The following is a 13,743-nucleotide window of genomic DNA, read 5'->3' as shown; positions in this document are numbered from 1 at the left end:
CCGTCGCGTACGGATGCGGGACCTTCTCGTGCTGTGCTGTCCGTCAGTGCTGGGCGGCCTTGCGGCGGCGTACGAGGGCGATCGCGCCGGCGCCGAGGACCACCGCGCCGCCCGACAGGGCGAGCTGGGGGAGTGCCGAGGAGGAGCCCGTCTCCGCCAGGGCGCCGCTCTCGGGGGCGGTGGCGGACAGCGGGGTCGCCGCGGCGCCGCCCTGGGGGCGGGGGGCCGTGCTCGGCTTCGACTCGCCGGTCTTGGTGGGCTTGGCACCGGCGGCCAGGACGTCGAACTCGTACCTGGCCTGGCTCGGCGTCCCGCCGCACGCGCCGTCCGCGTTGCGGTAGTCGGCGGCCACGAACAGGTCGGCCCTGCCGAGAGGCGTCGAGCCGTCGACCTTCAGGCGCAGCTTCACATCGGCGCTCTTGCCGGCCGCGAGGTCGGTGACCGGGCCCGCCTGGTTGAGCGGCAGGTCCTTCCAGCCGTTCGAGCCGGCGTCCGACCACTGGAGGTGCACCAGCTTGTCGATGTCCTTGCCGCCGCCCTTGCCGTTGACGTACGCGTAGACGAACGGCCAGAGCCGGTCCAGCTGCTTGCCGGTCCCGTTGGTCACCCGTACCGAGAAGTCGGCGCTGGAACCGGCCGCGATCTGGGACGGGAAACCGTTCAGGACGGCCGTGAGACCCATGTCCTGCGAGCACTTGCCGCCCTGGCCGCCGGTGCCGCCCTCGCCGCCGGTCGCCTTGGCGTCGGCGAGCGCCTTGTCGGCGGCCTTCTTGTCGGCGAGCGCCTTGGCGGTGGCGCCCTTCGCACGGTCGAGCTCGGCCTGCGCCGCGCTCTGGGCCCGGTCGGCCGCCTTCTTGGCGGTGGCGAGCTTGCCGGCCGCGGTGGCGTTCGCCGTGTCGGCCGCGGTCACGGCCGCCTCCGCCTTGGCGACGCGCTGGGCCGCGAGGTCCTTGTCGACCGGGCTCGCGGTGGCGGGCAGCGCGTTCTGCCAGGTCTTCGCGTCGGCGAGCTCCTGGTCGGCGGCGGCCTTCACGCGGGCGGCCTCGTCCGCGTCCTTCTGGGCGGTCTTCAGCGCGACCATGGCCGGTGCCGAGTCCAGATCGGTGAGCGCCTTGCGCGCCGCGCTCTCGTCGGCGGCGGCCTTGTCGTACGCCTTCTGCGCCTCGGCCGCCGCTTTTTCGAGCTCGGCGATCGTGGGTCGCTTCGCGGTCTGTGCCGCCGGTTTTCCGTCGGCGAATGCCGGGGTTACGGAAAGCAGCAGAGCGGGTGTGGTGACGGCGGCGGCGACGGCCGTCGCGAGAGTACGGCTTATCTTCACTGGAGCCCTTTGTGAGTCCAAAAGAACGGTCCAAAAGAACGCAAAAGAAATAGGCCGTGATCGTAGGGCCGCGACGCGGTGCGGGGGAAGCGGAAAAAAGCCCGCCGCCGGGCACCCGACGGGTGCCCGGCGGCGGGCAAAACACAACAACTGGGGGCAGTTGCCCACGGTTCCTGTGGTTTCTCTGTGACTCATGTCATGCGGCACCGGCCAACGCCCGTGCCCCGGCGGCTACTTGACCGTGACCGTCTCGTCGTTCTTCAGCTCGTTCACCAGCTGGGTGACCTTCGGCTTGTCCCACAGGAGCGAGGTCTGCGGGCCGTCGCCCGCGACCGGCATGTTCATCGAGATGCCGTCGCCGCCGGTGATGCCCTTCATCGCCCAGAACATGGAGCCCAGGTCGAACAGGCTCATGTCCTTGTCGACGATGAGGGTGTCCAGGCCCGCGCCCATCACGGGGTACAGCTTGAACGGGTTGAGGACCGTCGTCGGCGTCGCCGTCTGGCTGGCGAGCGCGGACAGGAACTTCTGCTGGTTCTTCGTGCGCTCCAGGTCACCGGCGGCATAACCGTGCCGGTTGCGGACGAACGCCAGGGCCTGCTGCCCGTCCAGGGTCTGCTTGCCCTTCTTGAAGTCCGCGCCGGAGTCCTTGTCCTTGATGTCCTGCGGAATATCGAGTTCCACGCCGCCGACCGCGTCCACGATGTTCGCGAATCCCGCGAAGCCGATCTCCGCGTAATGGTCGATGTGCAGTCCGGTGTTCGCCTCAATGGTGCGGACGAGCAGTTCGGGACCGTCTATGGAGAACGCCGCGTTCAGCTTGTCCTTGCCCTTGGACGGGAACGACTTTCCGGAGTCGGAGCCCTTGAAGCTGGGGATCGTGACCCAGGAGTCGCGGGGCAGCGAGACCATCGTGTTCCCGTTGTCGCCGACGTGCAGCAGGATCATCGAGTCGGTCCGCTTGCCCTCGGCCGAGCCGGTGTGCAGCTTCTTCTTCTCCGCGTCGGACATGCCGTCGCGGGAGTCGGAGCCGACGATCAGGTAGTTGGTGCCCTTGCCCTCGGCGGGCCGGTCGATGACCTTGGACAGGTCGACCTCGCGGCGCACCTTGCCGTCCGCCCAGAAGTACGTGGCGACCGAGGTGACCAGGAGCACGACGACCAGCGACAGCACCCCGATGGTGATCCGCCTGCGCCAGTTCGGCGCCGCCCCGGGCCTGCGCCCGCCGCCGCGCCGCGGCCCCTCGGGGCCACCGGGCCCGCCGGGGCCCGCCGGACCCCGGCCCGCCGGGCTGCCGTAGACCTGGCCCTCGCTGTACCCGCTGTCGTACGAGCCCTGCGCGGGCACGCCGCCCCGGCCGTACTGCTGCGGCTGCCCGTAGCCGTTGTCGTACCCGGGCTGCTGCTGCGGGACGGGGCGCTGCGGGGGAGGGACGGGGGCGGGCCGCTGGACGTGCCGCATCCGGCGCGCGCCCTCGGGCTGCGCGGCGGAGCTGCCGCGGCCGTAGGCGTCCTCGCCGTTTCCGCGGGCGTTGCCATTGCGGGCGTCGGGCCATTCGTTCATGCCGTCCAGCATGCACGGCGGCCCCGGGCCGCTGACAGGGCAGGGTGGGATTCGGGGCAGGGCTGTTGCAAGGCTGATGCAAAGAGGTTCGGCGCGGCGCCGCCTAAAGTGAAGACATGACTGATCTTCCGGGCAAGCCGACCTCGGCCTCCCGAACCACCCTGAGCCACATCATGACCACCCATGACACCAACCTCCTCGGCACGGTGCACGGCGGCGTGATCATGAAGCTGGTGGACGACGCCGCGGGCGCGGTGGCCGGACGCCACTCGGGCGGCCCGGCCGTCACCGCCTCCATGGACGAGATGGTGTTCCTGATGCCGGTCAGGGTCGGCGACCTCGTGCACGTGAAGGCGCAGGTCAACTGGACTGGCCGGTCCTCGATGGAGGTCGGCGTGCGGGTGCTCGCCGAGCGCTGGAACGAGTCGACCCCGGCCCAGCAGGTGGGCTCCGCCTACCTCGTCTTCGCGGCGGTCGACGCCGACGGCAAGCCCCGCCCGGTGCCGCCGGTGGTCCCCGAGACCGAGCGCGACGAGCGGCGCTACCAGGAGGCCCAGATCCGCCGCACCCACCGCCTCGCGCGACGCCGCGCGATCATGGAGCTCAGGGAGAAGCGGTCCGCCGAGGGCCTGGACGACTAGGGCCTGTCCGATGGGTCAGGGACAGATCACCTTGTCCCCGGTCACCGTCCCGAAGGCGCCCTTGGGCTGTTCCTCCGCGCGTACCGGGACCACGTCCTTGAAGTCCGCGCCCGCCGTCACCCTCAGCGTGGCGCCCAGGCCCTTGACCGGGCGCAGCTCGCTGCCCGGGAGGGCGATCGCCAGGGAGCCGGCGGAGCGGTCCCAGCGCGGGTCGTACTCGATCAGGGTGCGGCGCAGGGCCGGGTTGGTGCTCGGCCGGGGGAAGCCGGTGGTCTTGAAGCCGGTGGCCTGCAGCGCGTCGTCGACGCGCTGGCCGAGCCCGTCGTCGCGGGTCCCGTTGTAGACCTGCACCTTGATCCGCGCGGGGTCGACCTCGACGATCGAGCCGGGATTCCTGCGCGGCGGCTTCGCGTCCTTGGAGGCGGGCTTCGACGGGGCCGCGTGCGGGGTCAGCGGCTTGTCGTCGCGGAGCAGCTGGAACAGCTTCTTCGCCTTGGCCGCGTCCCACTTCACGGTCGAGCCGACACCCTTGATCTGGATGCCGAGCTGCTCCAGCGGCACGGTGGTGAAGTCCGATGAGGAGGGCGAGAACCCCTTCATCGCGGAGGTGAAGTTCAGCATCTCCTCCACTCCGAAGCCCTCGTCGGCGCGTACCGAGGAGAGCATGGACGAGGCGAACTCGCGGAACTTCACCGGGTTCAGGAGTACCCCGTTGCTCGTGGCCTTCGCGACGAGCGCGGCCAGGAAGCGCTGCTGGCGCTGCATCCGGCCGAGGTCGGAGGAGCCGTCGGTGTGCCGGGAACGCACGTACTGGAGGGCTTCGCCGCCGTTCAGCTGGTGGGTGCCCGCGGCGAGGTCGAGGCCGGTGTAGGCGTCCTTCATGGGGCGGGTCGTGCAGATCTGCACCCCGCCGACCACGTCGACCGTCCTCATGAAGCTGGTGAAGTCGACCTCCAGATAGTGGTCGATCTTCAGCCCCGTCGCGTGTTCGACGGTGCGCACAGTGAGCGGGGGCCCGCCCTCGGCGTAGGCCGCGTTCAGCTTCACGGGGTGCTTGTCGTGGTGCCTGCCGGCCTCGTCGGTGTGCTCGGGGACCTCGGCGTAGGAGTCGCGCGGCAGGCTCACCACGCTGACCCGGTCCCGCTCCGCCGACACGTGCACCATCATGATCGTGTCCGTGCAGTGGCAGGCCGCCCCGCCGAGCCGGTACTTCTGCTTCTCCTCCGCCGTGATCTTGTCCCGCCCGTCGGTGCCGACCAGCAGGATGTTCGTGCCCCGACTGCCCTGCGGCCGGTTCTTCATGTCCCGGAACGGGTCGACCCGGCCGATCCCGCTGTCCAGGCTGGTCACCACCGCATGCCCGACCCCGCCCGCGCCGAGCACCAGGACGGACAGCGTGGTCGCGAACCGCAGGCCCCAGCGGGGGCGGTCGTCGTGCTGTCTGCTGCTGGGCTGACCGGGTCGTAGGGAGCGCGGACGGGGCGGCGTGGGCACGGGGACCTCCGCGGGTGACAGGGGGATCTTGAGCACCGTAGGCCCATACGATCAGCTACCCCGCGCACCGCCCCGGCCGCCGCGCGACCGTGTCCCCCGTTCGCGGTAACGTGACCACCGATGAACGCCACGCCTGCTGTTTCCGTGATCATGCCGGTCCTCAATGAGGAGCGGCACCTGCGCAACTCGGTCCGTCACATCCTGGAGCAGGAGTACGCGGGCGAGATGGAGGTGGTGATCGCGCTCGGCCCGTCCACGGACCGCACCGACGAGATCGCCGCCGAGCTGGTGGCCGAGACCGCGTCCCACGAACGGGCCCGGGTCCACACGGTCCCCAACCCCACCGGGCGCACGCCCGCGGCCCTGAACGCCGCCATCAAGGCCTCCCGCCACCCGATCGTGGTACGCGTCGACGGCCACGGCATGCTGTCGCCGAACTACATCGCCACCGCCGTACGGCTCCTGGAGGAGACCGGCGCGCAGAACGTCGGCGGCATCATGCACGCCGAGGGCGAGAACGCCTGGGAGGACGCGGTCGCCGCCGCGATGACCTCGAAGATCGGCGTGGGCAACGCGGCCTTCCACACCGGAGGCGCGGCCGGGCCCGCCGAAACCGTGTATCTGGGTGTCTTCCGCCGCGAGGCCCTTGAACGACAGGGCGGCTACAACGAGGAGTTCATCCGCGCCCAGGACTGGGAGCTGAACTTCCGGATCAGGGAGGCCGGCGGCCTCATCTGGTTCTCGCCGGAGCTGAAGGTCCAGTACCGGCCCCGGCCCTCGGTGAAGGCGCTGGCCAAGCAGTACAAGGACTACGGGCGCTGGCGCCATGTGGTGGCCCGCTACCACGAGGGCTCCATCAACCTGCGCTACCTGGCGCCGCCGACCGCCGTCTGCGCGATCGCCGCGGGCGTGGTGGTGGGCGCGCTGGTCACGCCGTGGGGGTTCGTGGTCCCGGCCGGCTATCTCGCCGCGATCGCCGCGGGCTCGCTGCCGGCCGGCAAGGGGCTCTCGCTCAAGGCCCGTGCCCAGATCCCGGTGGCGCTCGCCACCATGCACATGTCGTGGGGCTACGGCTTCCTGACCAGCCCGAAGGCGCTGGCCAAGAAGGTCATCGCGAGCCGCCGCCCGAGCGTGCGGACCACGTCCGTCTGAGCGGACGAAGCGAAGAGCCGACGGAACAGAGCGTACGAAACAGAGCGCACGAAATAGGGGGGCGCCCGGTGCCGCAAAGCACCGGGCGCCCCCTTTCGCATGCGTGCGCGGGCTAGAAGCGGTAGGGCGCGTACACGTCCATGCAGGCGCCCTTGTCGGCTCCGTTGACCGACTCGGTGTCCTTGAGCGGATCGCTCGCCTTGGGGTCCTGCTTCGGGTAGCTGTCGCCGGTGCGCCAGTCGCCGCCGACCACCAGGGTCAGGCCCTTGACGTCGGAGGCCTTGACCGCGGAGGCGGGCAGGCCGAGCGCCGTGGCGACCGACTCCGCGTCCGCCTTGCCCTGCGCGCCCGCGGCCTTGGGGTAGTCGACCTCGCTGGTGGAGGCGGGGCTGCCGGAACCCGTGTCGGCCTTCTTGAAGCCCTTGGCCTTGAGGGCGGTGACCACCTCGGTGGCCCGGCCCTTGGCTGCGACGCGGCCGCCCGTGCCGGTGCCGTTGACCACGGTCACCGCGAGCGAGTCGGGGGCCGCGGCGGCCGGGCCCTTGGAGGGTGCGGGGGCGGGCTTGCCGTCGTCCTTGCCGTCCAGCGGCTTGTCGTCGCGCAGCATTGCCCACAGCGCGTCGGCCTTCGCCTTGTCCGGAACCACGTGGGCTTCGGGGTCCTTGGGGTCGGGCAGGCGCGGCATGGTCAGCATGTTGATGCGGTCCATGGGGATGTTCTTGAGCTCCATCCCCAGGTCGAACAGCTTCTTGACGGTGCCGAGTTCGGAGGAGACCTGGAGCGACTTGGTCGCGGTCTCGGCGATGTCCATCAGGCGGCCCGTGTCGGTGAACGCGTTCTGGTCCTTGAGGTTGCGGATCACCGAGTTCATGTACATGTGCTGGGCCTGGGAGCGGCCGATGTCGCTGCCGAACGCGTGCCGGGTGCGCAGCCACTGCAGGGCCTGCTCGCCCTTCACGTTGTGGTTGCCCGCGGTCAGGTGCAGGTGCGAGCCACCGGGCTGGAGCTTGGTGGAGTGGTCGTCGATGTTCTGCTTCACGCAGACGTCGGCGCCGCCCACCGCGTCCGAGATGGCCACGACGCCGGCGAAGTCGACCATCATCCAGTGGTCGATGTAGATGCCGGTCAGCTTCTCCCAGGTGTCCAGGACGCAGCCGGCCCCGCCGCGCCCGAGCGCCTCGTTGATGATGGCGTTCGTGGGCGGGTTGACCTTGTTCTTCGCGGTGTCTTTGCACTCGGGCACGTCCACGCGGGTGTCGCGCGGGATGCTCACGACCGAGGCGTTCTTGCGGTCGGCGGACACGTGGAGCAGCATCTGCACGTCCGCGTGCGGATCGCCGCCCCGGTCCTTCTTCGCGCCGCCGAGCTTGACGTTCTCGTCCGAGTTACGGCTGTCGGAACCGATGAGCAGGATGTTCAGCGGCGTCTGGCCGTCGGCGTTCGGCGCGGTCTTCTTGGCGTCGCTGCCGCCCGCGCTGCGGTCGCCCTTGCGGATGTTGTTGTTCAGGTGCTGGTAGTACAGGTAACCGGCGGTGGCCGTCCCGAGTATGAGGACCGCGAGCGTGATCGCGGTCCATCTCAGTATGCGGTGCTTGCGTTTGCCGCGTTTGCGGCGGCCGCCCCGGCGGTGTCCGCTGCCGGACGCCGCCGCGTCTCCCGGCGCGTCGCTGCCGCCGGACGCGCCGGAGCCGCCCGCCGGCTCCGAACTGCCCGACTTCTCCGGCGGGTTGGACCCGTGGGGCGCGTCGTCCTCGTACAGGCTCTCGTCCCAGCCGAGTTCGTCCGCGCGCCCCACACGTCCGTCCGTCCCCTCCCCGCGCACACTGTTCCTGCCCACCCCAATACCCCCCTGTCCGTCAGACTCCCCCTGAGGCCCGGGCGGGCCGTGAGTCTGCTACTTGGCGCACACCGACTTGTCGGCTTCGACCTTCTGAATGCCCTCCGGTGCCTTGGCCGGAGCGGCTATGGGTGTTCCCGCCTGCTTGAAGTCGGGGCCGAGGGTCAGCACCATGGGCTCCTTGCCCACGGCGTCCTTCGTGCCCGGCTGCAGTGCCGAGGCGGACAGGCCGAGCAGATCCGCGAGCTTGCGGGCCTGGTCGGCCTGGTTCGGTGCGTAGGCCAGGACCGTGGCGGGGACCTTCGCCGGCGCGTTCGAGCCGTTGCTCGACTTGAGCACGCCCTCCTGGTTCTGCATCCAGGTGACCATTTCGCCCGCGGAGCCCGCCGCCGCGCCGCCGTTGAGCACGTTGACCCGTACGTCGGAGGCCTTGGCGCGGGGGCCGTTGAGGCGGGCGGCCTCCTCGGCCGCGGCCGCGTTCTTGGCGTCCGCCTCCTTCTTCTTCACCTCGGTGAGCGAGGTGTCGGCGCGCATCATCGCGAACAGCGCGTCGGCCTTCGTCGGGTCGGGCACGACCGTGATGTGCTTCTTGCCCTCGGCCGGGTTGTCTATCACCGGCAGCGTGGTGAAGGTGATGTTCTTGGCGTCGATCTTGCCGATGACCTGGGCGAGGTCGGTCAGCTTCTTGATGCTGCCTATTCCGGAGTCGACCGTGAGGGCCTTGGTCGCGGCGTCCGCGAGCCCGTACATCTTGGTCGGGCTGCCGAGGGTGTCGTCCGACTTCATCTGCCGGATCATCGAACTCAGGAACTGCTGCTGCTGTTTGATCCGGGAGAGGTCGCTCTCGTCACCGAAGCTGTGCCGGGTCCGTACGAACGCGAGGGCCTGCTCGCCCTTGACGACGCTCTCGCCGGCCGGGAGCTTCAGATGCGACTTCGGGTCGTTCACCGGCTTGGCGAGGCAGACCTTGACGCCGCCGACGGCCGTGGACAGCTCCTTGACGGCGTTGAAGTCGGCCATCATGAAGTGGTCGACGTTGAGCCCGGTGAGCTGCTTGACCGTACGCATCGTGCAGCCCGGGTCGCGGCCCTCCTGGCCCAGGCTCGTGTTGAACCGCACCTTCTTCTCGGCCGGCACCGTCTTGGTGGTGCCGTCCTTCTGCTTGGTCGGGCAGGCGGGGATGTCGGTGATCATGTCGCGCGGGATGGACATCGCGGTCGCGTTGGTCCGGTCCGCTGAGACGTGGAAGAGGATGTTGGTGTCGGCGTGGCCCTCACTGCCGGCGTCGCCGTAGCCCTCGTTGCCCGCGCCGGTGCGCTTGTCGGTGCCGATGACCAGGATGTTGAACGCGCCGTCCGGCACCGAGCTCTTGCTGCCCGCGTCACCGACGTCGACGGTGTTGAGGTTGCCGTTGAAGTGCTGGTAGAGCCAGTACGCGCCGCCCGCGCCGACGACGAGGACGAAGCCCATCACGCCGCCCGTCCACAGCAGCGCCTTCTTCTTGCGCGTCGGCTTGGGCTTGCGCTTGCGGCGGCCCGGGGTGTCGGGGGACTCCTCGGATGACTGGTTCGATCGGCGGTTGCGCTGCCCGGGCACCTCGCGGCGCCCGGAACGTCCGGACTGCCCTGATCTTCCGCCCGGCGCGCGACCGGTCGACGACCGGCCGGGAGCGGAATTCGACTGCGTTCCGGAAGGATTCAGTCGCAATTCGTAAGTGCCGGTGTCCGGGTTGAGGACCCACTGGTCTGCGGGGTCGACATCATCGGCCCGCCCACGGCTCTGCGCATCCACGGTTGTTTCTGTCCTCCGTCGGTGCCGAGTCGCTTCCCCCAAAGCGCTCAATCATTCGCTCCTGCAGTGCCCGGCCCGCTGGCCGGTCGCACCGGATCGCGTCACACTATCTGGCCAGTTCGCCCAAGAGCGACGGCCGTGACAAATTCCACGCCCTTTACAACCGGGCATTTGGCCCCAATCCGCTGGTCGTTGCGCGCATTTCACAGGTTGTAGACATACACGCCCGGCTAGCCGCACATGCCGGAGGCAGCGTTCGTCCCCGAGTAGAGGGGCGTCGCCGAAGCGCTCGGCGAGGGGTCTGGATCGTCGGGCCGCTTGTCGTCCCCGCCGGAGCCGGGCTTCTCGCTCTCCTTGGTCTTCGGCACGTCCGCGGCGGGCGCCACCTTGATCGGCCGGTCTTCGCGCAGCTGCTTGAAGAGCCGGTCCGCGTCCGGCTGCACGAGCTCGTCGCGGTTTCCGTCGTACGCATAGGGCTGACGCGGAACGGTCAGGAAGCGAATGTTCTCGGTCGGAATACCGCGCACCGAGCGCACCAGCTCGTACAGGTCCCGCAGGGTGTTCAGGCCCGGGTCCGTGGTGATGGACCGGGTCGCAGCGTCCAGGACCGGGAAGAGGCGGGTCGGGTTGAGCAGCACCCCGTTGCTCTGCACCTTCTTGATCAGCGAGCCGAGGAACTGCTGCTGGCGGTCCATGCGCTGGGTGTCGCTGCCGTCCCCGAAGCCGTGCCGCGAGCGTACGAAGCCCAACGCCTGCTCCCCGCGCAGCAGTTGGCGTCCGGCGGGGAGTTTCAGTTGGGCCTGACGGTCGTCGACCGGCTCCTTCAGGCAGACCTCGACGCCGTCCACCGCGTCGACCATGTCCTTGAACCCGCTGAAGTCGACCACCATGTGGTGGTCGATCCGGATGCCGGTCATCTTCTCGACCGTACGGATCGTGCAGGCCGCGCCGCCCATCTCGAACGCCGAGTTGAACTGGGCGAATTGCTGTCTGGTCTCGGTGCCGTCCGGCCTGCCGCAGGCGGGAATGTCCGCCATCAGGTCGCGGGGCAGCGAGACGGCGGTGGCGCTGAGCCGGTCGGCGGCCAGGTGCAGCAGGATCGTGGTGTCAGAGCGCTGGCTGCCGCCGTCGTCCCTGCCGTACGAGGAGTTGTTGCCCGCGCGCGAGTCCGAGCCGATGAGCAGCAGGTTCTGCGCGTCGTGCACGACGGAGGCCGGCCGGTCCCGCTCGTATTTGTCCAGCTCGTGCGCGGCGGTGGTGTCCGTCTGGATGTTGCCGTCGAGCTTGCGGTAGAACCACCAGCCGGTTCCGGCCGCCGCGAGGACGACGACGGAGACGCCGAGCGCGGTCCAACGCAGCCAGCGACGGCCGCCCTTGGCGTCCGGGGGCTCCGGGTCCCCTTCGGTGTCGGGGGTCTCCGCGGGCTCGGGGGCCTCGGGCTCCGTGTCCGGACCGGTGCCGGTGGGCGGCGGCGGTGGCTGCTCGGCCCCGGCCCGGTCTTCCGGTTCAGGGGGAGTGCCAGCACTGTCGGTCACGTCGGCATCCATCCTCACGGGCCATCACGGGGTCGGCGGGCGCGCCGCCGGGCACCCCGGTAGACGGCCGAATCGCGCGCATGGTTGTGCGTACGGTCGATCATCTACCGGAGGTGCCGCCGGGGCCCGAGGGGTCGGCCCCCGAGTGGGCCACAAGGGTGGAGATCGGCGGAGGGTCACAGCGAGCGGTGCGTGACCCGCTCGCTCTCGGCCCGCTTTTCGAGGCCGCCGTCGGCCAGTTGGGCCAGATTGCGGCACAGGACGACCGAGCCGCCCGAGGCGAGCGGCGCGTACAGACCGCTCGCGAGCCCGGGCCAGCTGTCGTACGAGAGCGCCGAGAGCAGCCGCGCACCGGAGTCGAGGGCGAGCTCGGCGGCTTCCGCGCGGGCCCGCGCGACGAGTTCGGCGGCGCTCAGTTCGAGGCCGTCGACGGCGAGCGCGGGGGCGTCGGGGTCGACGGGCACGAACGGCGCGAACCGGTCGCCCTGGCTCGGCACCTCGACGGCGTAGTCCATGAACCCGGCGGGCGGCTGGGGGAAGCGGCCGCCGAGCGGGCGCAACGCGAGCGCCACCCGCTCGCCGGTGCAGGCGCGGGCCTCGTCAAGGGTGTCGGGGCCGCTGACCACGAGGCCGGCCGCGGCCGGATCGCCGCCGATCTCGACGGCCACGCCCACCGAGTGGCAGGCCATCAGCCACACGGCGCTCTGCCAGTGCGCGGGGAGCAGCAGCGCGAGGCGGTCGCCGGGCTCCGCGGCGAGATCGCCCTGGAGCAGATTCGCGGTCTTGGCCACCCAATTGGCGAAGGTGGCGACGGACAGTTCCACGCGCTCGCCGGTGGCGTCGTCGTAGAACGTGATGAAGGGGCGGCCCGGGTCCGCGGCGAGCGCGGATCGCAGCAGGTCGGCAGGGGTGCGGTCGCTGGCGTTCACGCGGGCAAGGCTACGTGGCGCACCCCCGCGGCACCGGCACCGGTGGGCGGGGTGCGTACACCGGTTTGGCCGACGGGCCGTCAGTTCCGCAATGGACAGGATTGCCCGTCTATGTCCACGATCGTCAGCATGCGTAGCTTCCATGCGTCTTCGATCGGCGTCGCCGCTCTCGCGGCCCTCACCCTTCCCCTGGCGGCCACGACACCCGTAGCGGCGTCGGATTCCGCGCCGCCGCCCGCTGCGGAACTGGCCGGCTCCACCCAGTCGCTGCCGCTGGAGCCGCTGTCCGGCACGGGCCGCGCGGCGGACGGCGCGTCCCAAGAGGGCCTGGCCCAGCGGGAAGTGCGGCCGTTCTCGCTGGTCGGCGTGGTCTGGGACAACGCGGACGACGAGCTGCACGGCAGCGTCCAGGTCCGCACCCGGGGCCGCGCGGCCGGCACCTGGTCCGCCTGGCAGGACCTGGAGACCCACAACCACGACCATGCCGCCGACCCCGGCACCCCCGAGGCCGCGCGCCCCCTGCACGGCTCGACCGCGCCGCTGTGGGTCGGCGACTCGGACGCCGTCGAGGCACGCGTACGCGCCGAGGACGAGCCGCTTCCCGAGGGCCTGCGCCTGGACCTCGTCGACCCGGGCGCCGGCCCCGGCGAGGAGGTCGCGGGCGAGGGCACCCGTGAGACGCGGGTCCCCGATGTGCTGCCCGCGCTCGACGAGCCCGCGAGCCAGGACGAGGCCGAGGCCGCCGAGGCCGCCGAGGTGGCCGGGGCCCCGGCCGAGGCCCGCCCGTATGTCGGGAAACGGCCGCGCATCATCACGCGCAAGGGCTGGGGCGCCGACGAGCGGATGCGTGAGAGCGGGTTCATCTACACCAAGAGCGTCAAGGTCGCCTTCGTCCACCACACCGGGACCGGCAACGCATACAGCTGTGCCGAGGCGCCCTCCGTCCTGCGCGGTATCTACCGCTACCACGTCAAGAGCAACGGCTGGCGGGACATCGGCTACAACTTCGCCGTCGACAAGTGCGGAAACATCTACGAAGGCCGCGCCGGGGGTGTGGCCAAGGCCGTCATGGGCGCGCACACTCTCGGTTTCAACACCAACAGCATGGGCATCGCGCTCCTTGGTACCTACAACGACACGAACCCGTCCGCCGCCGCCCTCAAAGCCATCGAGCAGCTCTCGGCCTGGAAGCTCGGGCTGTACGGAGTGAACCCGAAGGGCAAGAGCACGCTCGTCTCCGCCGGCGGCAATCGCTACAAGAAGGGGAGCAGCGTCACGCTCAATGCCGTCTCCGGTCACCGCGACGGATTCGCCACCGACTGCCCCGGGGCGCGCCTGTACAGCAGGCTCGGCGCGGTGCGGACCGCGGCGGCCCACTACCAGGGCCGGCGCTGACCGGGCGGCATGAGCATCCGGACAGTCTGCATACACTGGCCGGCCGGGAGTTCCGCCCGAGCGTGACGGAATCCGAAGGCCGGCCCCA

10 protein-coding genes are annotated in these 13,743 nt (G+C 70.5%); 3 read left to right on the top strand and 7 right to left on the bottom strand.

The features are described from left to right. Nucleotides 1-43 precede the first annotated feature (43 nt). Nucleotides 44-1,318, bottom strand: a complete 1,275-nt coding sequence (locus IE206_RS08585; protein ID WP_189961461.1) for a peptidase — start codon at nt 1,316-1,318, stop codon at nt 44-46. A gap of 231 nt (nt 1,319-1,549) precedes the next feature. Further along, the gene (locus IE206_RS08580) at nt 1,550-2,881 is read right to left on the bottom strand and encodes an LCP family protein (protein WP_189961460.1); all 1,332 of its coding nucleotides are present in this window, start codon (nt 2,879-2,881) and stop codon (nt 1,550-1,552) included. A 116-nt stretch (nt 2,882-2,997) separates the two neighbouring features. On the opposite strand from IE206_RS08580, the gene IE206_RS08575 reads away from it, so the two are divergent. Next, on the top strand, nt 2,998-3,522 hold the full coding sequence (locus IE206_RS08575; protein WP_189961459.1) for an acyl-CoA thioesterase: 525 nt from the start codon (nt 2,998-3,000) through the stop codon (nt 3,520-3,522). A gap of 15 nt (nt 3,523-3,537) precedes the next feature. Here IE206_RS08575 and IE206_RS08570 read toward each other — a convergent pair whose 3' ends face one another. Then, on the bottom strand, nt 3,538-5,016 hold the full coding sequence (locus tag IE206_RS08570; protein WP_444545505.1) for an LCP family protein: 1,479 nt from the start codon (nt 5,014-5,016) through the stop codon (nt 3,538-3,540). A 120-nt stretch (nt 5,017-5,136) separates the two neighbouring features. On the opposite strand from IE206_RS08570, the gene IE206_RS08565 reads away from it, so the two are divergent. Then, a complete protein-coding gene (locus IE206_RS08565) occupies nt 5,137-6,168 on the top strand; it encodes a glycosyltransferase family 2 protein (RefSeq protein ID WP_189961458.1) in 1,032 nt (343 codons plus the stop codon). Nucleotides 6,169-6,280: 112 nt separating this feature from the next. Here the strand turns inward: IE206_RS08565 and IE206_RS08560 are convergent, their stop codons facing one another. The 4 genes from IE206_RS08560 to IE206_RS08545 all read right to left on the bottom strand — a co-directional run bounded on the left by IE206_RS08560 (nt 6,281) and on the right by IE206_RS08545 (nt 12,260). Then, complete coding sequence (locus IE206_RS08560; protein WP_229853177.1) at nt 6,281-7,963, bottom strand: LCP family protein; 1,683 nt, start codon at nt 7,961-7,963, stop codon at nt 6,281-6,283. A 99-nt stretch (nt 7,964-8,062) separates the two neighbouring features. Beyond that, a complete protein-coding gene (locus IE206_RS08555) occupies nt 8,063-9,796 on the bottom strand; it encodes an LCP family protein (RefSeq protein ID WP_189961456.1) in 1,734 nt (577 codons plus the stop codon). 230 nt (nt 9,797-10,026) lie between these two features. Further along, nucleotides 10,027-11,331 (bottom strand): LCP family glycopolymer transferase, encoded by a 1,305-nt coding sequence (locus tag IE206_RS08550; RefSeq protein ID WP_226599029.1) that lies wholly within the window; start codon nt 11,329-11,331, stop codon nt 10,027-10,029. A 176-nt stretch (nt 11,332-11,507) separates the two neighbouring features. Continuing rightward, complete coding sequence (locus IE206_RS08545; RefSeq protein WP_189961454.1) at nt 11,508-12,260, bottom strand: TIGR03089 family protein; 753 nt, start codon at nt 12,258-12,260, stop codon at nt 11,508-11,510. Nucleotides 12,261-12,389: 129 nt separating this feature from the next. On the opposite strand from IE206_RS08545, the gene IE206_RS08540 reads away from it, so the two are divergent. Then, nucleotides 12,390-13,655, top strand: coding sequence for a peptidoglycan recognition protein family protein (locus IE206_RS08540; protein ID WP_189961453.1), 1,266 nt, complete (start codon nt 12,390-12,392; stop codon nt 13,653-13,655). Nucleotides 13,656-13,743: the final 88 nt, after the last annotated feature.

This window comes from Streptomyces violascens (assembly GCF_014649955.1).
Classification (GTDB): domain Bacteria; phylum Actinomycetota; class Actinomycetes; order Streptomycetales; family Streptomycetaceae; genus Streptomyces; species Streptomyces violascens.
This window is presented reverse-complemented; position numbering and strand designations above follow the sequence as displayed.

Bases quoted from the DNA above. Each gene is read 5' to 3' on its own strand.
- IE206_RS08580 (WP_189961460.1), bottom strand. From the start codon at position 2,881: ATGAACGAATGGCCCGACGCCCGCAATGGCAACGCCCGCGGAAACGGC.
- IE206_RS08575 (WP_189961459.1), top strand. From the start codon at position 2,998: ATGACTGATCTTCCGGGCAAGCCGACCTCGGCCTCCCGAACCACCCTG.
- IE206_RS08565 (WP_189961458.1), top strand. From the start codon at position 5,137: ATGAACGCCACGCCTGCTGTTTCCGTGATCATGCCGGTCCTCAATGAG.
- IE206_RS08540 (WP_189961453.1), top strand. From the start codon at position 12,390: ATGCGTAGCTTCCATGCGTCTTCGATCGGCGTCGCCGCTCTCGCGGCC.